We start from the raw sequence: 22,215 nt of genomic DNA, 5'->3' as shown, positions 1-22,215 counted from the left end.
GCGACTTTATGTTCCAAGGCAAGACGATCGAAGTAGCGGTAGGGGTCTTTGTGGCGGCAGGGTTAGGTGCTCTGTTCGTGTTGGCGATGAAGGTAAGCAATCTCGCCGCCTTCAATGACCAGGCAGGTTATCCTTTGATTGCGCGCTTCGATAATATCGGTGGGCTTAAGGAGCGCGCGCCAGTGACCATGGCTGGCGTGCGCATCGGGCGCGTGGAAAAAATCGGCTTTGATAACGGAACCTATGAAGCAGTGGTGACACTCAATATCAACAGCCAATATAACCATGTGCCGAAAGATACCTCGGCCAGCATTTTTACTTCGGGTCTGTTGGGCGAACAATACATCGCCCTGGAACCGGGCGGTGATGATAAATACATGGGCGCCAACGATTCGATCAAGATCACTCAGTCGGCGCTGGTGCTGGAGCAATTGATCGGTCAGTTCCTGTTTAAAACGGCCGAGGGTGGCAGCAAAGACAAAGGTAGCGCCGAGTGAGGCAGATGTTCTTTACCGTGTTGCTGGCGCTGCCCGTGTTTGCGGTGCGGGCCGAGACGCTAAATCTTGAGCAGGCGATTGATCGTGCCCTGCATTCCGATCCGCGCATTGAAGAGCGGCGGCAATTTGTTGAAGTCGCGCGCGCCACCTTGGCCGAGGTCAAAGGGCATGAGGGCTGGATTCTCGATGCCAATACCTTTTTAGCCTTGGCGCCAAAAGTTGAAGGCAATATTTTCAAGGACGGTGTTTGTAATCCCGGTCAGTGTCAATTGCGTAATGATCGTTATGATATTAATAACATCTCGCCCTGGGTTCATCTGAAAATGACGCTGGTCAAGCCGCTCAATACCTTCGGCAAAATTGAAAACTATGAAGACGCAGCGCAGGCCAATATTCTGGTCAAGGATCAGGATGTGCGCTTGCAGCGGACGAGCACTGCCATGGATGTGAAGCGTGCTTATTACGGCTATCTTGCCGCCCGCGACAGTCGTCTTTTATTGGAGGATGTCGCGCGCCGTCTCGATAAGGTCATCGCACTGGTTGAAAAATGGTTGGATGAAGGCGAAGGCGACGTCAAGCAGATGGATCTGTATGCCTTGCAGTCGGGGCGCGCCCTGGTGGCCAAGTATCGCGCCCAGGCGGAAGCCTTGGAGCAGGTGGCGCTGAGCGGGCTCAAAGTCGTGACGGGCGTTGGTCTTGATCAGCCGCTGGAAGTGAGCGATGAACGTTTGTCGCCGGTGGCATTGCCAGCCACAGCGCTGCCCGAGTTGCAGCAATTGGCGCTGGAGCAGCGTCCGGAAATGAAACAGCTTGCATCCGGTCTGCGGGCGCGGCGATCCTTGGTGGCGGCGAGCAAGTCCGAGGCCAATCCCAATCTCTACGCCGGTGTCTCCGGATTTCTTTCTTATACGCCGGGTCGTGATCACCTCGACAATCCCTATATCAGTGATCCGTTCAATGATATAGGTTTGAGCCCGATGATCGGCTTGCAATGGTCGTGGACCAAAGGCGTGCAGGACGCCAAGACCCAGGCCGCCGAAGCTGAGTTGAACGCCCTGATTGCCAAGTCCAGTCTTGCGCGACAAGGTATCCCGTTCCAGGTGGCAGAACAGTATTATCAGACTCAAGGTTATTATCAGGCGGTGCAAAATCTGGAAGAGGCCAGCCGTTCGTCGCGGCGCTGGATGATTGCCGCCTATACCGATTTTGAGGCCGGAATGGAAAAGGCCGAGAAAATCATGATGGCCTTTCAGGGATATGTGATGGCATCCACCGACTATTTGCAAACGATTTTCGAATACAATATGCATGTCGCACAGTTGGAGAGCGTCAGCGGAGCGTTGCCATGAAAAATTTGCTGTTGGTGTTATTGCTCAGTTGTGGTTTTACCTCGGCTGTTTGGGCCAATCAAGCGCCGGATCAGTTGGTGCAGGAAACCTCGAAGCAGATGCTGGCCAAACTCAAGGAGGAGCGCGACGTCATCAAAAAGAATCCTGAGCGGATTTATGATCTGGTGCAGCAAATCGTATTGCCGCATTTTGATTTTGAATACATGTCGCAACTGGTGCTGGCCAAAAACTGGAAACGCGCGACCGATGCGCAACGTAAGGCCTTTGTCAGCGAGTTCCGGACCTTGCTGGTGCGCACCTATGCCACATCGTTGAATGAATATACTGACCAGAAGCTCACCTATTTGCCCTTCCGTCAGAATCAGGGGGATACCGAAGTCACGGTGCGTACCGAGGTCGAGCAGCCCGGTGGTTTGCCGATCCCGATTGATTACCGGCTGCATCAGCGTGATAACGAGTGGATCGTGTTCGATGTCATCATCGATAACGTCAGCCTGGTGAGCAACTATCGCACCACTTTTGCCAAGGAAGTGCGTCAAGGCGATATCGATGGCCTGATCAAAACCCTGGTCGACCGCAATAAACAGGCTCGACGTGAGTGATCTGAAATTACTGCGGCTGGCGGAAGGTGAGTTTCGCCTTGAGGGCGAACTCAGTTTCAAGAGCGTCCCTATACTGGGTGATCAGGAAGACGTGCTGTTCAATAGTGGTGACACCGTCATTTGTGATTTGAGCGGCATCGAGCGCAGCGACAGCGCCGGCTTGGCCTTATTGATGAGTTGGATGCGTGCAGCGCAGCACCGTGGGAGATCTCTGCGTTTGCGTGCGATGCCTGCCCAGTTATTATCTTTGGTGCGAGTGAGTGGTTTGGAAGCGGTGTTGCCGTTGGAGTAATTCCGGCCGTATCATGAGATGTGTATTAATGTTTATTAACGGAGATGCTTATGTTGAACAGCGCCACACGTAAACGAATGGTTTCGTTATTTCTTTGTATGTCATTCACCGGGTTGAACGTCATGCCCGCACAGGCTGCTATGGTCAGCACGCCGGAGCTGGTGCAGAGCGAGCTCAAGCAGCTTAGTCGCGCGCAATTGGCGCAGTGGCTAAATCGTGGTGATGTACAGCAACGGTTGATAAAAATGGGTGTCGATCCTGCTGCCGCACAGGCACGCGTTGCCGATCTGACCGATGCCCAGGTCGCGGAACTCAATCAACGTCTGGAGCAGCTCCCGGCCGGTGGCGATATTCTGGGACTTGTAGTGCTGCTGTTTCTCGTTTTTGTCTTCACCGACATCATCGGCGCTACCGATATCTTCCCCTTTGTGCATCCGGTGAGGTAGTTGCCCTGGTATTATCAATACGCCCGCATGTTTGCGGGCGTTCTTTTTTGTGCGATGTTGGCAGCTTGTGCCACGCCGCCGCAAACCCGGCAGCTACAGGAAATTCCACCGTCGCTGCCGCCGCACATTGAACTGACCGAAACGCCATTCTTCCCGCAGGAAAAATATCAATGTGGCCCGGCCGCGCTCGCCACCGTGCTGGCAGCACAGCGAATTGAAGTCACTCCTGATCAGCTTGTAGCAGCAGTTTATGTCCCGGCAAAACAGGGTAGTCTGCAAGTCGAAATGATGGCGGCCGCGCGCAGTTATGAGCGGCTGGTTTATCCACTTGCGCCGGAGTTGACCGATTTGCTGTCAGAAGTCGCTGGTGGCAATCCGGTGCTGGTGCTGCAAAACGTAGGGCTGGATTGGTTGCCGCGCTGGCATTATGCCGTAGTGGTCGGTTATGACCTGGCGCGCGGCGAGATCATTCTGCGTTCGGGTACCTATCAGCGCTGGGTCACACCGCTCTCAGTCTTCGAACGCACCTGGCAGCGGAGTCATCACTGGGCCATTGTTGTCGTCCCGCCAGGGCGGATTCCGGCAACCGCCCAGCCGTTAACCTATCTCCAGGCCGCGAACGATCTCGAAACAACAGGCCACGCACAAGCGGCATATCAAGCCTATCAAGCCGCCACGCAGCGCTGGCCACAACATGAGCTCGGTTGGATGAGTTTAGGTAACGCGTCTTACGCGCGAGGTGAATATCAAAGCGCCATCGCCGCCTTTCGTCAGGCGATCACGCTCAATAACAGGCAGGCCGCCGCCTGGAATAATCTGGCGTATGCCCTCAAAGCTACGCAGTGTTCTGCCGCTGCGATTCAGGCGGTGCAGTGTGCCGTTGCTATAGCGCCGGATTATCCCGAGTATCAACAAAGCTTGGAAGAAATCGAGGATTCGTCCATGAACTCCGAAATGCAAAAAAGCTGCATAGTTATGGAATGTCCTGGCCATAAGTAGGATGAGCGCGTGACTATGTTCTAAATCTTCCCACCAGAGACTTTAGGTTGACTGACAATTTAGCCATCTCTTGACTGCTTTCACTTGATACCTTGGCATCCTCGGAAGTTTTATTCACCATTTCATTAATCATCAGCACATCAGCATTGATAGTTTCGGCGGCAGCAGATTGTTCTTCAGCAGCGCTGGCGATGGTATTCGTCATATCCGAGATCGAGGCGATTGACTCCGCGATGCGCGTAAATGAGTCATTCGCCACTCCGGCCTTGCCGACGCTTGTCACCGCTTGTTGCTTTCCGCGTTCCATGACGGTTACAGCATCGCCGGCGGCTGACTGGAGCCGTTGAATGATTTGCTGAATTTCCAGGGTGGAGTTCTGGGTGCGCTGGGCCAGTGTTCTGACCTCGTCTGCCACCACAGCAAAGCCACGGCCTTGTTCACCGGCGCGCGCTGCCTCAATGGCAGCATTCAGGGCCAGCAGATTGGTTTGTTCGGCGATACCTTTAATGACGTCGAGAACTGTAGCCACATCGTCTGTATCTTTGCTAAGGCGGTTTATGACTTCTGCCGCGCGTTGGACCTCCTCGGCAAGCAGATTGCTCGCCTTGATGGACTCATCAATCACTTTCTGGCCTTGCCTGGAATCTGCGTCGGCCCGTTTCGCCGCATCTGCGGCAGCCAGGGCACTTTGGGCCGAGTTTTGCACGGTTGCCACCATCTCGGTCATGGCCGTCGCGACCGAGTTTATCTTTTGCTGCTGCATGGCAACATTCTGCAAGGTGGTATTGGATACGGAGGCAATGCTGTCGGAAGCCCTGGTTAGCGGATCCGACGTTGCGCCGATATCCTTGATCATTGTCTGTAGCTTATCCACAAACTTGTTGAACCCCTTACCCAGTTCGCCAATTTCGTCACTTGTGGTAACGGTCAGCCGCTTGGTCAGATCACCCTCGCCCTCGCCGATGTTCTTAATCATGTCCACGGTCTCTTGCACGCGCCGCACGATAATCGTGCGCACCAGCATCATGAGACCTACGCTCATCAGTATCAGGGCGATGACAATTCCACCGATGACTAATAGTACGTTACGGCGTAGGTTATCTTGCAGGGCCTTGGTGCTGTAGCCGATGCGCAGCATACCAAGCACCTTCTTATCGTCACCGCTGACGGCACGCTCATAAATCTTTATATTGGTGTCCCCCTGCTTCTCTTCGGAGGTTTTGGTAACGGATTTCTTTTGCGCATCATAAAATACGGCAAACTCCACTTCCGGGTCGGCGACCATTTGCTTGACCAGTTGCTCCAAGGCGAGAAAGTCGAAATTCTGGTAAGAAGGCACGCTGATCTGGGCCATCAAATTTGCCATGGCACCGGATTTGTTATCCATGGTCTGCTCTATGGACGCATTATTGCTGGTGATCAGAAACGCACCCAATCCCACCAGGGACACTAGGGTCAACAACAGTGTCGGGGCCAGAAATTTCTTGCTGATGCTATTGGAGAAACTCGTGCTCATTATCATTCTCTCCCGGGTTTATCCGCAGGGGCGGCCCATGCCGCCCCTGTTTTTCGGCTTAAATTAAAACGCGAACTTGAAGGAGGCATCGATCCCCGCTTTCTTCAATAATTCCAAGTTGTGTTTAAAATCGGCGGTCGTCGTGGTGATGTACTCCTTAATGTTTAAGGAATCACGTACCGCATTGGCCCCGGCGGAACTGTCACCCTTCAAGCCCAACAAGGCGCTGGAGATTTTTTTGACAGTATCTGCATTGGCTTTTTTGGATACGATCAAAGTGCTATCCGGGTTTTCACCGGTGTCCTCGCCTACCACAGTCAGATTGGAATACTTACTCTTTTCCTTATCCCAAATCCGGTTCTTGACGATCGCCACATCGGCGGCACCCTTGGACAGGGCATCGATGGCGGCCCCATGGGAGGCGGCCTTCATGATGGTTGTCTTGACCGTATTGGCGCCCGGCAATGAGTGGTAAAAGATTTCACCAGTGGAACTGAGGCTGGCGAACATGACCTTTTTGCCGGCGAAATAATCGGCTGATCCAGTGAATTTGGCGGCACCCGCCGGGGCGATCACGACGGTCCAATAGGTGCTGGTGCCTTCCTTGCTCACCGGTCGCACCACCGGGGTGGCCAAATCCTTGATGATCATGGTGCCCGCCACGCCAGAGCCGCTAAACATGCCGTCGGCCTCCCCGGCAGCGAACATCTGTGCTGCCTTAACATAATCAGGGGCGCCGACCAAAGTGACGTCGACTCCCTTGGTCTTGAGATAGTCGGCGAGAGGGGCGTATTTTTGAGCGGCACCCTTATCATCCTGCATGATGACCAGCTTGAACTGATCGGCCTGGGCGATGACCGCCGAACCACTTAGTATCATGGCGGCAACGCTGCTAATGATGAGTTTTTTCACGTTCATATTGAGTTTCTCCGTCTAGAGTTTGGTGATAATTGGGGTGGACTATAATTGGAAAAATCGCCGCGCCTCATTTTTAGATGCAATTCCCATAATAAATTTCTTCAATATTTGATGATGGTTAATGAGGAAGCAACACGAATGCACTGAAGCTATCGTCCCCCCCCCCCCACACTAATCTTTAGTAGTAAACAAGGGACTTTTCATATTGGTGCCAGGACGAAGTGGTAGCGTTGAAACGCCCATAGGAGACGGAGATCTCAGGTTAAGGTTCTAAAGCCCTCCAACAACCGGTAATCCTATAGCGTTTCCCGCGCCTTCGGGACGGGTTCTGTATCTGATACGATAAAGGGCGTTATCCTTGCAATTTGTCCATTTGTAGGATAAATTACAAGGATGATTGATCGTCAATTAGCCAGGGATCTCACGGAAGCGTTGAGTCGCTTTCCCGTGGTTGCTCTGATCGGGCCGCGACAGGTGGGTAAGACCACGCTGGCGCGTGAGTTCCTGCGCTTGTGTCCGGGATCGGAATACCTTGATCTTGAGCGCCCCTCGGATCGGGCGCGCATCGCAGAACCGGAGCTGTATCTTTCCGGCCGCAAGGACAAATTGGTCATTCTCGATGAAGTGCAGCAACTGCCGGAACTGTTTCCGGTGTTGCGTTCGCTGGTGGATGAGCACCGTGAGCCAGGACGTTTTTTGCTGCTGGGTTCGGCATCGCCCGAATTGATTAACCGTTCGTCTGAGTCTTTGGCCGGGCGCATCCGCTATCTCGAAATGCGCCCCTTTGCGTTGGGTGAAATCGATGGCGGTACGAACGCCGTCGAGCGGCTTTGGATACGGGGCGGTTTTCCAAACAGCTATCTGGCCGCCGACGACATGATGTCATTCGAGTGGCGCGAAGCCTTCGTCCGTACCTTTTTGGAGCGGGACGTGCCAGCGCTCGGTTTTCGTCTCCCGGCGCACAGTTTGCGGCGTTTCTGGCAGATGCTGGCGCATTGGCATGGTCAGTTGTGGAATGCGAGTACCGTGGCGCGAAGTTTGGATGTTTCGCCCCAGACGGCTAATCGTTATCTTGATCTGTTGTGCGATGCCTTTATCGCGCGCCGCCTGCTGCCCTGGCATGCCAATACCGGCAAGCGTCTGGTCAAATCACCGCGCTTATATCTGCGCGATAGCGGGTTGCTGCACGCGTTGTTAAATATCCAGACGCTCGATAGTTTGTTGGGACATCCTTCGCTCGGTGCCTCCTGGGAAGGTTTTGTCATCGAACAAGTCATTGGGGTGCTCGATCCGGTTGAAGTGGGATTCTATCGAACGTCAGCGGGTTCCGAGCTTGATCTGGTGCTGAAGCTGCGAGGACGGAGCGACCCTGTCGCTGTGGAAGTGAAATACAGCGCCGCTCCAAAACCAGGCAAGGGATTCTGGAACGCGCTAGACGATCTCGGAATCGAAAGAGCATTTGTCATCTACCCTGGCAGGGACGATTATCCGATCGAGCAACGTGTTACGGCGTGGCCGGCGGTCAAGATACCGGCGCTCAATACAATGTTTTGATTTTCGAGCGACTGCCCTGGGGCCGCTTTGCGATTTCGGAAGATTGGTTTTTTTGATGGGATGCAAGGTAACTTTGAAAGTACCGCAAAGCTGACCACTTCCCTCAAATTCCACTCCCCGCTGTTCAAAATTGCCCCAACAACCGGTATCCTATGCCGTTCCCCCGCGCCTTTTGGCCCGGCCATGCCTTGATGAGAGTTTCTTGATTTAAATGGACAAATTACTAATTTCCGGTGGCGTGCCCTTAAACGGCGAGATCCGTATTTCCGGGGCCAAAAACGCCGCTTTGCCGCTGATGGCGGCGACCCTGCTGGCCGAGACCCCGATCACCCTGCGTAATGTGCCGCATTTGCAGGATATTACCACCACCATGGAGTTGCTGGGGCGGATGGGGGTACGGCTGACGGTCGATGAAAAGCTCAATGTCGAGGTCGATTCCTCGACCATCAATGATTTCTGCGCACCGTATGAGCTGGTAAAGACCATGCGCGCCTCGATCCTGGTATTGGGGCCGCTGGTCGCGCGTTTTGGCCAAGCTGAAGTGTCATTGCCCGGCGGCTGCGCCATCGGTTCGCGGCCGGTAAACCTGCATATTCAAGGCCTGCGGGCGATGGGGGCGGAGGTGGAGGTCAGTAATGGTTTTATCCATGCCAGAGCCAAGCGCCTGAAGGGTGCGCACCTGTTCATGGATGTGGTGACTGTGACCGGCACCGAGAATTTGTTGATGGCGGCGACGCTGGCCGAGGGCACCACGGTGATCGAAAACGCGGCTCGCGAGCCGGAAGTGGTCGATCTGGCCAATTGCCTGAATACGATGGGCGCAAAGATTACCGGTCACGGCACTGACCGGATCGTAATTGAAGGCGTTACAGGGTTGCACGGCACCGATTATCGCATCATGCCGGATCGTATCGAGACCGGAACTTACCTGGTCGGCGCCGCGATCACGGGTGGCCGGGTCAAGCTGCGCGAAACCGATCCCAATTTGCTGGATTCGGTAATTGCCAAGTTACGCGAGGCTGGGGCTGAAATTACCTGCGGCAAAGACTGGATCGAGCTGGATATGAAAGGCAAGCGGCCGCGAGCGGTGGATATTCATACCGCGCCGTATCCTGCGTTCCCGACCGATATGCAGGCGCAATTTACCGCGCTTAATTCAATCGCCGAAGGTACCGGCGCGATTTCCGAAACCGTGTTCGAAAATCGCTTCATGCATGCGCAAGAGCTGGCGCGCATGGGCGCCAAAATTCATGTTGAAGGTAACATGGCGATTGTGACTGGCGTGCAGAAGTTGACCGGCGCGCCGGTAATGGCCACCGATTTGCGTGCCTCGGCGAGCCTGGTGCTGGCGGGGTTGGTGGCCGACGGTGAGACCACGGTCAGTCGTATTTACCACATCGATCGTGGCTACGAGTGCATCGAAGAAAAATTGCAGCAGCTCGGTGCGCGGATTCGACGCGTGCCGGATTGAGGGAAGCGTGAGCGTGATTAATCGGATTACCATCGCGATATCCAAGGGGCGCATTTTCAAGGATGCACTGCCGTTGCTGGCCGAGGCCGGTGTGGTGCCGGTGGATGATCCGGAGACCAGTCGTAAACTGATTCTTGATACCACCCGTGACGACGTCAAGCTGGTATTGATCCGTGCCTCGGACGTGCCGACGTATGTTGATTACGGTGCCGCTGATATCGGCATTGCCGGTAAAGACGTGCTGATGGAATACGAAGGCGATGGTTTGTATGAGTTGGTGGATTTGAAAATTGCACGCTGCAAGCTGATGGTGGCCGGATTTCCGGGTAAGCCTGTAGGGGTGCGGCCGCGCATTGCCACTAAATATGTCAATTCCACCAAGCGCTACTTTGCCAGCCGCGGCCAGCAGGCGGAGATCATCAAGCTTTATGGCTCAATGGAGCTGGCGCCGTTAGTGGGGCTTGCGGATCACATCGTCGATGTCGTCGACACCGGTAATACCTTGCGCGCCAATGGCCTGGAACCGCTGGAACATATCGCCGATATCAGTTCGCGGCTGATTGTGAATAAGGCCTCGATGAAAATGAAGCACGCGTTGGTGAAGACATTTGTCGATAAGATCGCGCAGGCCGTGGCCAAGCGTGATAAATAGGGCGGCTAGAGACGCAAAAGATCCAACGCGGAGACGCAGAGGAAGGCGAAAATTTATGCGTATTTCAAAGTTTTTCTCCGCGCCTCTGCGTCTCTGCGTTAGATTTTTTGTTTTTTTATGAGGTGAATCAATGAGCGCTTTAGCGATCAAGCGGCTTAATGCGCAGGATCAGAATTTCTGGCAGCAACTGGATGCGCTGCTGGCATGGGATAGCGTGTCTGATGATGCAGTGGCCAATACCGTACGGGAGATTATCGCCAATGTGCGCAAGCGCGGCGACGCGGCGCTGATTGAATACACCAATCGTTTTGATCGCATGCAGGTGCGCGATGTGCGTGAGTTGGAAATCCCGGTCGAGCGTTTGCGCGAGGCCTTGGCGCGTATCCCGCAAGATCAGCGCAGGGCCTTGGAGTTTTCCACGCAACGCCTGTTTATGTATCACGAACATCAGCGCGCCGAGTCCTGGTCTTACACCGAGCCGGATGGCACGATGCTGGGGCAAAAGATAACCGCGCTTGATCGCGTGGGTTTATATGTTCCGGGTGGCAAGGCGTCCTATCCGTCTTCGGTATTGATGAATGCGGTGCCCGCCAAGGTCGCGGGTGTGGGCGAAATCATCATGGTCGTGCCAACGCCGGGTGGTGAAGTCAGTGACATGGTCTTGGCAGCAGCGGCGATAGTCGGCGTCGATCGCGTATTTGCTGTCGGTGGCGCGCAAGCAATCGCGGCCTTGGCCTATGGCACGGAAACGGTGCCGCGTGTCGATAAAATCGTCGGTCCTGGCAATATCTATGTTGCGACGGCCAAAGGCATGGTCTTCGGTGCGGTCGGTATCGATATGATCGCTGGGCCTTCTGAAATTCTGGTGGTGTGTGATGGCCGTACCGATCCGGACTGGATTGCGATGGATCTGTTCTCACAGGCTGAGCATGATGAAGATGCTCAGTCGATTCTGGTGAGTACTGATGCCGTATTTCTCGACAAGGTGCAGGCGAGTATTGATCGCTTGTTGCCGGAGATGGAGCGTGAAGGCATTATTCGTCAGTCGCTGGGGCGTCGTGGCGTCATGATTCAGGTGTCTGATATTGATGAGGTGGCGAAGGTCGTGAATCACGTTGCGCCTGAGCATCTTGAATTGTCGGTGGATGACCCGGAAGAATTGTTGGAAAACATTCGCCACGCGGGCGCGATCTTTATGGGGCGTTACACTGCCGAAGCGGTTGGTGATTATTGTGCCGGCCCCAATCATGTGTTGCCGACTTCACGCACCGCACGCTTCTCATCACCGCTCGGTGTGTATGATTTCCAGAAACGTTCCAGTCTGATTCAGTGTTCGGCGGCGGGCGCCTCTTTCCTGGGTAAGTCAGCCTCGGTGCTGGCGCGCGGTGAAGGACTGACCGCGCACGCGAGATCGGCTGAGTACCGCATTAAGAATTAATTATTTACCACAGAGGCACAGAGGACGCAGAGGGTGTGTTAATAAGAACTTTCAGCAGGCTATCAACTCCAAATGTCTTAAAAACCCTGCGCTCTCCGCGCCTCTGTGGTTAATGTTTATTATTTTATGACGCTAACTAAAAAATTAATCGAACAATGGGTGCGGCCCGAGATTCGCGCCCTGCATGCCTATCATGTGCCCGATGCGCGCGACATGATCAAATTGGATGCGATGGAGAATCCATACACCTGGCCCGCCTATTTGCGCGGTGATTGGATTGAGTTGCTGCAGGATGTCAGTGTTAACCGTTATCCCGACCCCAGCGCTCGCGCCCTAAAAGATCGGTTGCGAGATGTTTATGCTATCGATGATCAATTTGAGATTTTGCTCGGCAACGGTTCGGATGAGCTCATTCAGCTGATCGCCATGGCCGTAGCAGCGCCGGGACGCAAGCTATTGGCGCCGGAGCCCGCCTTTGTCATGTATCGCATGATCGCCGGTTTTGTCGGCATGGAATACGTGGGTGTACCGCTGCGGGCAGAGAATTTCACGCTCGATATGCCGGCGATACTGGCGGCGATCAAGCAGCATCAGCCCGCCGTCGTGTTTCTGGCCTATCCCAATAATCCCACCGGCAATTTGTTCGGTGAGGATGAAATCATCCAGATTATCGAGGCCAGCCCCGGTCTGGTAGTGGTGGACGAAGCCTATACACCCTTCGCCCAGGCGAGTTTCCTGCCGCACCTGGCCAAGTATGAAAATCTGTTAGTGATGCGCACCTTGTCCAAGTTGGGGCTGGCGGGATTGCGGCTCGGCTTTTTGGTGGGGGCGCGTGGTTGGCTGGAACAATTCGACAAACTGCGTCTGCCCTATAACATTAATACCTTGACCCAGGTCAGCGCCGAATTCGCCCTGACCTATGCCGATGTCTTCGACGGCCAGACGGCGCAGATTCGCGAGGATCGCGAACGGCTGGCACAGGCTTTGGCGCAGTTGCCGGGGCTGGAGGTTTTCCCCAGTGCCGCCAATTTCATCCTGTTTCGGGCGCCTGCGGGGCGCGGCCGGGAATTGTTCGCGGCGCTTAAGGCAACAGGAATTCTGATCAAGAACCTGGATGGCGGCAGCCCGTTATTGCGTGATTGCCTGCGGGTCACCGTGGGTAAGCCAGGGGAAAATCGGGCCTTTATTGCGGCCTTGGGGCGAGCGTTAGGGGCGTGATTCCCTTCAAACTGGGGCCCGAACAGAGTATCCTATACAAACCAAATACTTATTTATCGGGCGATGGAGCCGGCAATGGCGGAACGTAAGGCCGCAGTAAAACGCAATACCCTGGAAACGCAGATTGAGGTCACGCTTAATCTTGATGGCAGCGGTCAATCCCGCTTTGAAACCGGTGTTGCCTTTCTTGATCACATGTTGGATCAGGTCGCGCGTCATGGCTTGATTGATCTGACTGTCATCGCCAAGGGTGATTTGCACATCGACGCCCATCATACCGTGGAAGATATCGGCATCACGATCGGCCAGGCGTTGGCGCAAGCCGTCGGCGATAAAAAAGGCATACGCCGCTACGGCCATGCCTATGTGCCGCTGGATGAGGCCCTGGCGCGGGTGGTGCTGGATTTTTCCGGCCGTCCGGGGCTGGAATTTCACGCCGATTTTCCGCGGGCACGTATTGGTGATTTCGATGTCGATCTGTTTTATGAATTTTTCCAAGGGCTGGTGAATCACGCCCAGATTACGCTGCACATTGACGCTTTACGTGGCCGCAATGCACACCACATCGCCGAGACTATTTTTAAGGCGCTGGGCCGCGCGTTGCGCATGGCTGTGGAGCACGATCCGCGCATGCAAGGCGTCGTGCCGTCAACCAAAGGGACACTTTAAGCCCACGCCACTCTGGACCGATAATAGTTTTACTTTCTTATGACCCTGATGACCGTCGCTGTGATCGATTACGGAATGGGCAATCTCCATTCCGTGGCCAAGGCCCTGGAAAAGGTGGCGGCTGGCGGCACGCAAGTGCTGGTAAGTTCCGATCCGAAGCAAATTCTGGCCGCCGACCGTGTGGTGTTGCCGGGTGTGGGTGCGATCCGCGACTGCATGCATGAACTGGCGCGTCTCGGTCTTGATCATGTAGTGTGTGAAGTGGCGGCAAGCGGCAAACCGTTGTTGGGCGTCTGCGTCGGCATGCAGGCATTGATGGAATTCAGCGAGGAAAATGGTGGCACACCGTGTCTGGGCGTGTTGCCGGGCCAGGTGACCTTTATCGGCAATGATTTGCACGATGCGCGCGGCGAACGACTGAAAGTGCCGCACATGGGCTGGAATCAAGTGCACCAATCGATTCAGCATCCGTTGTGGGATGGGATCGCCCAGGATAGCCGTTTCTATTTTGTGCACAGTTATTGTGTGCGTGCCGAAGGTACGCCGGTGGCAGCGGCGACCACCGATTATGGTATCCGTCTGGCGGCGGCAGTGGCGCATAAAAACGTGTTTGCCACGCAGTTCCATCCGGAAAAGAGCGCGCGTGATGGTTTGCAGCTATATTCCAATTTTTTGCGTTGGAATGGAGTTTTTTAGAAATGTTTACCACAGAGGCACAGACGAGTGCATGGATGCACGAGGTATGGCAAAGCATGGAGCAATTGCCGAGTACACAGAGTCATAGCGAAGGTATTGATCGACAAGACAGGCTGCATGTCTGGAATAAGTGGTTGAATTTTTTACTTTTGAATCCTCTGTGCTCTCGGTGCCTCTGTGGTGGATGGTTTTGAATTTATTTTGAAAGATAACAAGAGACCTTAGTCATGTTACTGATCCCCGCGATTGATCTCAAAGGTGGTAAGTGTGTCCGCTTGCGGCAGGGACGGATGGAAGATAACACTGTCTTCTCCGATGATCCTGTCGCCGTGGCGGCACGTTGGGTTGAGGCGGGTGCCCGGCGTTTGCATATCGTCGACCTTGATGGCGCATTTGCCGGCAAGCCGATGAATGCCGGTGTCGTTCGCGATATCGCCAAGGCCTTTCCCGAGCTGCCGATCCAGATCGGCGGCGGCATCCGCGATGAAGAGACAATCGACACCTATCTTGAGGCAGGGGTCCGCTATGTGATCATCGGCACCGCTGCTGTGAACGTCCCGCATTTTGTTGGCGATGTGTGCGCGGAATTTCCCGGCCACATCATCGTCGGCCTGGATGCCAAAGACGGTAAGGTCGCGATCGATGGCTGGTCGAAATTGTCGCATCATGATGTGGTCGATCTGGCGCAACACTTCGAGCGTGACGGCGTTGAGGCGATTGTCTACACCGACATCAGCCGCGACGGCATGATGCAGGGCGTTAATGTTGAAGCGACGCGACGCCTGGCGCAGGCGATTACCATTCCCGTGATTGCCTCCGGCGGTGTGACCAATCTTGATGATATTCGCGCGCTGAAGGCGATCGAAGGCGACGGTATCATGGGTGCCATTCTCGGTCGCGCCTTGTATGAAGGCACGATCGATCTCGCTGAAGCACAAAAAGTGGCAAATAGAGACTAAGATGGGTTTAGCCAAGCGCATTATTCCCTGTCTTGATGTCGATCGCGGTCGCGTCGTCAAGGGCGTGCAGTTTGTCGGCATCCGCGACGCGGGCGATCCCGTTGAGATCGCTAAGCGTTATAACGAGGAAGGCGCCGATGAATTGGTGTTTCTCGATATCACCGCCTCGCACGAAGAGCGTGAGACCATGGTCCATGTCGTCGAAGAAGTCGCGAGCCAGGTGTTTATTCCACTCACCGTCGGCGGCGGGATTCGCAGCCGCGCCGATATCCGCCGCATGTTGAATGCCGGTGCCGACAAGGTGGGCATCAATACCGCTGCAGTCACCAACCCGGAATTCGTGCGTGAAGCCGCCGAATCTTTTGGCTCACAATGTATTGTCGTCGCCATTGATGCCAAGTGCGTGAGCAAACCGGGCGAACCGCAACGCTGGGAGATATTTACCCATGGTGGCCGCAAGGCGACGGGACTGGATGCCATCGAATGGGCGCGGCGCATGGTCAGTTATGGTGCCGGTGAGATACTGCTCACCAGCATGGATCGTGACGGTACCCGCGATGGTTTTGATCTGGCCCTGACGCGGGCCGTGAGCGAAGCGGTTGATGTGCCGGTCATTGCCTCGGGTGGCGTCGGAACCCTGGATCATTTGGTCGACGGCGTGGTCAAAGGTAAGGCCGATGCCGTGTTGGCGGCCAGTATTTTTCACTTCGGGCAGCACAGTGTCGGCGAGGCTAAGCGCTATATGGCCGAGCGTGGTGTCGAAGTGAGGCTCTAGGCTTATGTCAGAAAAGTGGTTGGATGAAATCAGTTGGACCAGCGACGGCCTGGTGCCGGTGATCGCCCAGGAGACCGGCAGCGGCAAGGTCTTGATGGTTGCCTGGATGAATCGCGAGGCGCTGGCGCTCACCGTCAGTACAGGCCGTGCTGTATACTGGTCGCGTTCGCGGGGCAAGTTGTGGCCCAAAGGCGAGGAATCCGGCCATGTGCAGCGGGTGCTGGGGATTTACCTGGATTGCGACGCAGATGTGATTTTGCTGGAGATCGAGCAGGTCGGCGGGATCGCCTGCCATACCGGTCGCCAAAGTTGTTTCTTCAAGCGGCTGGAAAACGGCAATTGGCGTGAAGTGGCGCCGGTGCTCAAAGATCCGGCGCAGATTTATCCACGAGGTGGCGCGTGACGGCAGACGTACTCAGCCAATTGGCGCAGGTGCTGGAACAGCGCAAACAGGCCGCAGCGGATTCCTCTTATGTCGCCGGTCTGTATGCCAAAGGTTTGGATGCCATTCTTAAAAAGATTGGCGAGGAAGCGACTGAAACGGTAATCGCCGCCAAGTCAGGCGATCGTGGCCAGATTGTGTATGAAGTCGCCGATTTATGGTTTCACACCCTGGTATTGTTGGCGCAACAAGGCCTGCATCCGGATGAGGTATTGAAAGAGCTGGAGCGGCGTTTTGGTCTTTCCGGTATTGATGAAAAGGCGTCACGTACGCCGAAATAAGCGTTTTTACTGAAGTCGAAAACAGGAATTTTGTCCCTCATTTCTTCCTGAGGGCATAGGTATCTACACTTGTGGGAAAGCGTGGCACAACTCGGCGTTATGCCCACCACCCCACCCCTCCTTGGATAAGGGTGAGGAGGGATAGAAAAAGGTCCAGTGGACCTTTTTCCCGACGAACGGGTGCACGCGCACCCCGGGCGAGATGTGGACGCGAAGCGGACGGGGTGGTTGAAGACGGCGACAGAATACATGTAGTTCTTTCTCGTCGTGACTTGTGTAGATACCTATGCCCTGAGGGAGAAGGGGTATCAGGTGGAGCGAATGGCAGTTCGTTCCGAACAGAATTTAATCCAGCCGCGATGGCGATGGATCAGCAGTGGAGAATGAACGATGGGCTTTAGTCTCTGGCATTTATTGATAGTGTTGTTGATTGTGTTGCTGTTGTTCGGCACCAAACGCCTACGCACGATTGGTAGCGATCTTGGTGGCGCCGTCAAAGGTTTTCGTGATTCCATGAGTAATGGTAAAGAAGGCGATAAAGACAAAGAAAATGAGGGTCGCCAAGTCATGGAGCGCAAGGACGAAGGCCGTGTGATCGACGCCAAGTCCGAGGTGAAGGACAAAGACCGCGCCTGATGATCCCCAGCCATGTTTGACGTCGGCTTCTGGGAAATATTGGTCATCGCCGTTGTCGCCTTGCTGGTGGTGGGGCCGGATGAATTCCCGACCCTCGTGCGCAAGGCCTCGCAGGCGCTATCCAAGGCGCGCCAGTTCGCCAGTGCGGTGAAAACCGAGTTTCAACGCGAAGTTGAAAAGGCGGAGGAAATCAAGCGCAAGATCGAGCAGGAAACGCGCATCGCCGAACTGCACAAAATGCTGGATCCTCGGCAAATGGAGCTGCCGGTGGATAACGATCCGCGTCGTGCTGCGCCATCAACGCCTTCGGATGCCGATACGTCGGCGCAAGCCTCAATTGCGGATCAGACGCAATCTCCTGTAGTGACGTCATCCGATCACAAGCATGAACCCACCCAAAAATCCTAAACCCTATCCCCCCCAGCAACCGCTGATTGCGCATCTGATCGAATTGCGTAATCGCCTGTTGCGCAGCGTAGTGGCAGTGGTAGTTGTGTTTCTCTGTCTGGCGCCGTTTGCCCGGGATATCTACGCGCTGCTGGCACAACCAATGCTGGATAAAATGCCCGCAGGGGCGACCATGATCGCCACCGAAGTGGCATCCCCATTTATTGCGCCATTCAAGTTAACCTTTCTGGTGGCAATTGCATTCAGCCTGCCGTATTTGATTTATCAAGCCTGGTCTTTCATCGCGCCGGGTTTGTATCGCCGTGAACGGCGCATCATTTTTCCATTAATGGTGTCCGGCACGGCCTTGTTTTTTACCGGCATGGCGTTTGCTTATTATCTGGTATTCCCGACGGTGTTCAGTTTTATGGTCGCTACCGCGCCGCAGGGCGTAGCGGTGATGACCGATATTTCGAAATACCTGGATTTCGTCCTCGCCATGTTCCTGGCGTTTGGCTTGGCGTTTGAAGTGCCGGTAATAACAGTGGCAGCGGTGTATGCAGGCTTCGTGACCCCGGAGAAGCTGGCCGCCTCACGGCGTTACGTGATTGTCGGCTGTTTTGTTGTCGGCGCCATCTTCACGCCGCCGGATGTGCTGTCCCAATTCATGCTGGCGGTGCCGATGTGGGTGCTATTCGAGATCGGACTGCTAGTGTCGCGTTTTGTGGTGCGCAGTAAAGAAGGTTCTGCGGCGGAAGAAGAGAAAATATAGCGCGGTTGCCCCATTCATTCCTTCTCGCTCTGGGAGCCAGGTAGCGTGGGCAACGCAAAAAACCGGTTGTCCAATCTGTGGTTCTCAAGCTAAATGTAGGGTGGGTTAGCGTTTTTTTGCGTAACCCACCAAGCATTGCGAAGCAACACCATCTGTTTTTTTAAGTAAGTGCCTGCGAGTCTGTCAATTTATCTTTATTGCGCACTGAATCTATTTCACTCCCATGCGATCACTGCCCGAGAGCAACATATAATCCAGCTCGTCGGCATTAAAATCCCGGAATTTGTAACCAATGATACGACGGCCCGGTGCCTTAGGGGTGTAATTCCAGTTGGCATTAGAAACGAGGTTAATTTTTTTGTAGGTGGGTTACGACGCTTTGCGTCTAACCCGACCTGCAAAATTCTTCTTTAATAATGCCCAGCGGGAATCAAAAGGTGTTCTGAATTAATGGACGTGGAATTAGCGGGGGCGTAATTCCAGCCCCCGTTTTTCATTCAGTTTGATTATTGCCGCGTCATCGGCGTCGGCCGTTCACCCACCGTAACATCCACATTTTGAATTTTGCCTTCGCGCAGGAATTTAATTGTCAGCTTGCTGCGCGGCGGGTTGCTGGCAATGGCGTTAATCAAGGCGCGGCTGTCGGCAATCTTGGTGTTCGCCACTTCCACAACAATATCGCCTGGGCGCAAGCCTGCCTTTTCCGCCGGGCCGTTTGCCTGAACACCGGCGATGATCGCGCCGGCGGTCTCCTTGAGGCCAAAAGATTCAGCCAGCGCCGGCGTCAGGTCTTGCGCCTCGACACCCAGCCAGCCGCGCAAGGCATGGCCAAACTCGATGATCTGTTTCATGACGTCTTTGGCGATGCTCATCGGAATCGCAAAGCCGATGCCTTGCGAGCCGCCGCTTTGGGAAAAGATTGCGCTGTTGATGCCGATCAATTGGCCGGCAGTGTTGATCAAGGCGCCGCCGGAATTGCCGGGATTAATGGCGGCGTCGGTCTGAATAAAGTTTTCAAAGGTACTGAGGCCAAGATGCGTGCGGCCAGTGGCGCTGACGATGCCGCTGGTGACCGTCTGGCCGACGCCGAAGGGATTGCCGATGGCCAGCACCACATCACCGACGCGCAACGAATCAGACTGTCCAATAACAATTTCAGGTAATTGCTGAGCTTCAATCTTCAGTACCGCCAGATCGCTTTCGGGGTCGGTGCCTACGACCTTGGCGGCAGCGGTGCGGCCATCGTGCAGTGCAACTTCGATTTCGTCCGCACCTTCGACGACATGGTTGTTGGTCAGGATATGCCCTTGCTTGGAAATGATCACGCCGGAGCCAAGACTGTTTTGAACTTGTTGTTGTGGTTCAGGCAGGCGGTCACCGAAAAAACGCTGGAAAAAAGGATCGTTAAAAGGGAGCTGGCGCTGGGCGACAACCTTGCGGCTATAGATGTTCACGACAGCGGGCGCGGCCTTCTCCACCGCCGGGGCGTAAGAGATCAGGCCAGGTAGCGAGGCGGCATTAACCCGTTCCGGCGAGGCGGCTTCAAGGAATTCAACCGTCGGCCGGCTAAAGGTCTCGGGCCGGAACAAAAGCAGGAGTACGAACGAAAATGCGAGTCCCGCTGTCGCTGCTTCGACGATGAATGTGATTACCTTGCGCATCTGCATGGTTGCTGTACCCTAATTCAAGTTGGACAAATTTTAACGTAACTGGAGGCGGACTGCATGATCTCCTTGAAAGAATTGGTGACTTATTGTGATTCGCTGCTGACGGTGGAGCGCTATCGCGATTATTGTCCGAATGGATTGCAGGTCGAAGGGCGTCCCGAGGTACGGCGGATCGTGACCGGTGTCAGCGCCAGTCAGGCTCTGATCGATGCGGCGGTGACGGATGCGGCGGATCTGCTGTTGGTACATCACGGCTTTTTCTGGAAAGGCGAACCCGCGCCGGTCACCGGCATCAAACGCCGGCGTTTGGCGGCACTGCTGAAGCATGATGTCAGCCTGCTGGCCTATCACCTGCCGCTGGATGGGCATGAGCAATATGGTAACAACGCGCAGTTGGCGCACTTGTTTGGGTTTGAGGTTGAGGGACGTTTTGGTGGTGAGTCAGGCGATGGGGTCGGCATGTATGGGCGCTTGCCGCATGCCATGACGCCGGAGGCGCTGGGGCGGCAGATCGAATTGCGTCTGGGGCGTACGCCATTGCATCTGAGTGGCGGCCAACACGCGATGATTGAACGTGTCGCCTGGTGCAGTGGCGCGGCGCAAAGTTATATCGAGGCTGCGCAGGCGCTGGAGGTGCAGGCGTTTATCAGTGGCGAAGTTTCGGAATACACCACACACTGGGTGCGCGAGACCGGGGTTGAATATTTTGCAGCCGGTCATCATGCGACCGAACGTTATGGCGTCCATGCCTTGGGCGAGCATCTTGCCGAGCAGTTTCAGTTGCAGCATCATTTTATTGATATTGATAACCCTGTATAAAATACGGGGTTGGTGGTTTGGTGAGATAAACCGTTATGTCTCGTATAAAAACGAGTTTTTCCGGCCGAATGCCAGAGAGTTTTGGGCGACATAATTTGTGTTTCTAGTTGACTTGCAAAGTTGACTATTCAGCGTTGACATTTTCTGTAGTCCTGGTCTAGGATGCTTGAACGCTTGCTAGCGCCAGCTGCTGATATCCGGCCAATAGTTAGGGATAAAGGTCGATTCAGCGCAATTGGGGGAAAACAGTTCAAAACTGTAGATTTAAGAGGTGCTGGCAAGTAGGTATGCGATACCGGACGAGGGAACGGCGCATGCGCAATCAAGTGGTGTTTGCGGCCGCTTTCAATTTCCTCTCTGGTTGACATGATGATTGGGCTAACCATTCTTTGATGAATGATGGTTTGTTGCGACCGGTGTTCGTGCGTGCGCGAAATTGGCCGGACGAGTGTTTTTTATTCAAAAAGACCTTTTGGATCTGGTAACTGATCGAGGATCAAGATGTTGGTGAGTAACTATTCTGACTCTAAGCGGCCCGTCGCTGGGCGTGGACGCCAGTTTGGCCAACGGATGCGTGCGCTTATGATGGCATGTCTCGGGGCTGGGGCGCTGTTTACGATGGCGATGGATGTGCAAGCGGAAGTGCCTAATGCCGTGCCGCCTGTCGGCGAGCATAAGGGCGATAAGGTGCCGCAGCCAATTGAATTCCCGCATGACATCCACGCGGATAAAAACGGCATCAATTGCATGTACTGTCATACTTATGCGCGTCGCAGTAAGGTTGCGGGTATTCCCCCGACCAGTAAGTGCATGGGTTGCCACACGGTGATTGCCACGGACAAGCCGCGGATCAAGCAGTTGACCGAGTACTGGGAAAAGCACGAACCGCCGCAGTGGAACAAGGTTCATGACGTCCCGGACTTTGTGCATTTCACGCATGAAAAGCATCTGCGCCGTTTTATTTTCGATAATGAAGGCATGGATGTATCGCGTGCGTCAGAGGTTTGCGCCTTCTGTCACGGCGATATCAAAAAAATGACTGTGGCCAACAAGGTCAAGCCGCTGAACATGGGTTTCTGTGTGCGTTGTCATGAGAAAAATGGCGGGCCTTCCGACTGTTGGAAGTGTCATAAGTAATCGGGGCGGCGAGCTGGTTGGCT

The 22,215-nt window shown here is 54.7% G+C and carries 25 protein-coding genes; 22 read left to right on the top strand and 3 right to left on the bottom strand.

Annotation, left to right across the window (positions count from 1 at the left end):
- Positions 1–8 precede the first annotated feature (8 nt).
- From mlaD to HY272_14165, 6 genes are read left to right on the top strand one after another with little or no spacing between them, the layout of a single operon-like run.
- Positions 9–497, top strand: coding sequence for an outer membrane lipid asymmetry maintenance protein MlaD (gene mlaD, locus HY272_14190; GenBank protein ID MBI3773832.1), 489 nt, complete (start codon positions 9–11; stop codon positions 495–497).
- Entirely contained in the window at positions 494–1,846 is a 1,353-nt protein-coding gene (locus tag HY272_14185) for a TolC family protein (GenBank protein ID MBI3773831.1), read from the top strand. The genes mlaD and HY272_14185 overlap by 4 nt, the downstream gene beginning before the upstream one ends.
- Positions 1,843–2,448, top strand: a complete 606-nt coding sequence (locus HY272_14180; GenBank protein ID MBI3773830.1) for an ABC transporter substrate-binding protein — start codon at positions 1,843–1,845, stop codon at positions 2,446–2,448. The genes HY272_14185 and HY272_14180 overlap by 4 nt, the downstream gene beginning before the upstream one ends.
- On the top strand, positions 2,441–2,740 hold the full coding sequence (locus HY272_14175) for an STAS domain-containing protein (protein ID MBI3773829.1): 300 nt from the start codon (positions 2,441–2,443) through the stop codon (positions 2,738–2,740). Before HY272_14180 ends, HY272_14175 begins: the two co-directional genes overlap by 8 nt.
- A gap of 50 nt (positions 2,741–2,790) precedes the next feature.
- Positions 2,791–3,186: a PA2779 family protein gene (locus HY272_14170; protein ID MBI3773828.1), complete on the top strand. Its 396-nt coding sequence runs from the start codon at positions 2,791–2,793 to the stop codon at positions 3,184–3,186.
- A 27-nt stretch (positions 3,187–3,213) separates the two neighbouring features.
- Positions 3,214–4,185, top strand: coding sequence for a PA2778 family cysteine peptidase (locus tag HY272_14165; GenBank protein MBI3773827.1), 972 nt, complete (start codon positions 3,214–3,216; stop codon positions 4,183–4,185).
- Between the two features lie 13 nt (positions 4,186–4,198).
- Here the strand turns inward: HY272_14165 and HY272_14160 are convergent, their stop codons facing one another.
- Together HY272_14160 and HY272_14155 are read right to left on the bottom strand one after the other, a co-directional pair.
- Positions 4,199–5,701: a methyl-accepting chemotaxis protein gene (locus HY272_14160; protein ID MBI3773826.1), complete on the bottom strand. Its 1,503-nt coding sequence runs from the start codon at positions 5,699–5,701 to the stop codon at positions 4,199–4,201.
- Positions 5,702–5,764: 63 nt separating this feature from the next.
- Entirely contained in the window at positions 5,765–6,619 is an 855-nt protein-coding gene (locus HY272_14155) for a PhnD/SsuA/transferrin family substrate-binding protein (protein ID MBI3773825.1), read from the bottom strand.
- A 393-nt stretch (positions 6,620–7,012) separates the two neighbouring features.
- Between HY272_14155 and HY272_14150 the strand changes: the two genes are divergently transcribed.
- The 14 genes from HY272_14150 to tatC all read left to right on the top strand — a co-directional run bounded on the left by HY272_14150 (position 7,013) and on the right by tatC (position 18,569).
- Positions 7,013–8,173, top strand: coding sequence for an ATP-binding protein (locus HY272_14150; protein MBI3773824.1), 1,161 nt, complete (start codon positions 7,013–7,015; stop codon positions 8,171–8,173).
- 211 nt (positions 8,174–8,384) lie between these two features.
- Positions 8,385–9,644 carry a UDP-N-acetylglucosamine 1-carboxyvinyltransferase gene (gene murA, locus HY272_14145; protein MBI3773823.1) on the top strand — a complete coding sequence of 420 codons (1,260 nt, stop codon included), beginning with the start codon at positions 8,385–8,387 and terminating at the stop codon, positions 9,642–9,644.
- Positions 9,645–9,657: 13 nt separating this feature from the next.
- Positions 9,658–10,296 carry an ATP phosphoribosyltransferase gene (locus HY272_14140; GenBank protein MBI3773822.1) on the top strand — a complete coding sequence of 213 codons (639 nt, stop codon included), beginning with the start codon at positions 9,658–9,660 and terminating at the stop codon, positions 10,294–10,296.
- A gap of 130 nt (positions 10,297–10,426) precedes the next feature.
- Positions 10,427–11,734, top strand: coding sequence for a histidinol dehydrogenase (gene hisD, locus HY272_14135; protein MBI3773821.1), 1,308 nt, complete (start codon positions 10,427–10,429; stop codon positions 11,732–11,734).
- 126 nt (positions 11,735–11,860) lie between these two features.
- Entirely contained in the window at positions 11,861–12,952 is a 1,092-nt protein-coding gene (locus HY272_14130) for a histidinol-phosphate transaminase (protein MBI3773820.1), read from the top strand.
- Between the two features lie 75 nt (positions 12,953–13,027).
- A complete protein-coding gene (gene hisB, locus HY272_14125; protein ID MBI3773819.1) occupies positions 13,028–13,621 on the top strand; it encodes an imidazoleglycerol-phosphate dehydratase HisB in 594 nt (197 codons plus the stop codon).
- A gap of 39 nt (positions 13,622–13,660) precedes the next feature.
- Positions 13,661–14,317 carry an imidazole glycerol phosphate synthase subunit HisH gene (gene hisH / locus HY272_14120; GenBank protein ID MBI3773818.1) on the top strand — a complete coding sequence of 219 codons (657 nt, stop codon included), beginning with the start codon at positions 13,661–13,663 and terminating at the stop codon, positions 14,315–14,317.
- Positions 14,318–14,544: 227 nt separating this feature from the next.
- Complete coding sequence (hisA, locus tag HY272_14115; GenBank protein ID MBI3773817.1) at positions 14,545–15,276, top strand: 1-(5-phosphoribosyl)-5-[(5-phosphoribosylamino)methylideneamino]imidazole-4-carboxamide isomerase; 732 nt, start codon at positions 14,545–14,547, stop codon at positions 15,274–15,276.
- A gap of 1 nt (position 15,277) precedes the next feature.
- Complete coding sequence (gene hisF / locus HY272_14110) at positions 15,278–16,051, top strand: imidazole glycerol phosphate synthase subunit HisF (GenBank protein MBI3773816.1); 774 nt, start codon at positions 15,278–15,280, stop codon at positions 16,049–16,051.
- A gap of 4 nt (positions 16,052–16,055) precedes the next feature.
- Complete coding sequence (gene hisI / locus HY272_14105) at positions 16,056–16,454, top strand: phosphoribosyl-AMP cyclohydrolase (protein MBI3773815.1); 399 nt, start codon at positions 16,056–16,058, stop codon at positions 16,452–16,454.
- Complete coding sequence (locus HY272_14100) at positions 16,451–16,774, top strand: phosphoribosyl-ATP diphosphatase (GenBank protein ID MBI3773814.1); 324 nt, start codon at positions 16,451–16,453, stop codon at positions 16,772–16,774. The genes hisI and HY272_14100 overlap by 4 nt, the downstream gene beginning before the upstream one ends.
- A gap of 390 nt (positions 16,775–17,164) precedes the next feature.
- Entirely contained in the window at positions 17,165–17,410 is a 246-nt protein-coding gene (gene tatA / locus HY272_14095) for a Sec-independent protein translocase subunit TatA (protein MBI3773813.1), read from the top strand.
- A gap of 12 nt (positions 17,411–17,422) precedes the next feature.
- On the top strand, positions 17,423–17,818 hold the full coding sequence (gene tatB / locus HY272_14090; protein MBI3773812.1) for a twin-arginine translocase subunit TatB: 396 nt from the start codon (positions 17,423–17,425) through the stop codon (positions 17,816–17,818).
- The gene (gene tatC / locus HY272_14085; protein MBI3773811.1) at positions 17,796–18,569 is read left to right on the top strand and encodes a twin-arginine translocase subunit TatC; all 774 of its coding nucleotides are present in this window, start codon (positions 17,796–17,798) and stop codon (positions 18,567–18,569) included. Before tatB ends, tatC begins: the two co-directional genes overlap by 23 nt.
- A 506-nt stretch (positions 18,570–19,075) precedes the next feature.
- On the opposite strand, the gene HY272_14080 is transcribed toward tatC, so the two are convergent.
- Positions 19,076–20,230 (bottom strand): Do family serine endopeptidase, encoded by a 1,155-nt coding sequence (locus HY272_14080; protein MBI3773810.1) that lies wholly within the window; start codon positions 20,228–20,230, stop codon positions 19,076–19,078.
- A 63-nt stretch (positions 20,231–20,293) separates the two neighbouring features.
- On the opposite strand from HY272_14080, the gene HY272_14075 reads away from it, so the two are divergent.
- Both HY272_14075 and HY272_14070 read left to right on the top strand, forming a co-directional pair.
- Complete coding sequence (locus HY272_14075) at positions 20,294–21,055, top strand: Nif3-like dinuclear metal center hexameric protein (protein ID MBI3773809.1); 762 nt, start codon at positions 20,294–20,296, stop codon at positions 21,053–21,055.
- 624 nt (positions 21,056–21,679) lie between these two features.
- Complete coding sequence (locus HY272_14070) at positions 21,680–22,192, top strand: cytochrome c3 family protein (protein MBI3773808.1); 513 nt, start codon at positions 21,680–21,682, stop codon at positions 22,190–22,192.
- The last annotated feature ends 23 nt before the right edge of the window (positions 22,193–22,215 follow it).

Source organism: Gammaproteobacteria bacterium (genome assembly GCA_016200485.1).
Taxonomy (GTDB): Bacteria; Pseudomonadota; Gammaproteobacteria; order Tenderiales; family Tenderiaceae; genus JACQEP01.
This window is presented reverse-complemented; position numbering and strand designations above follow the sequence as displayed.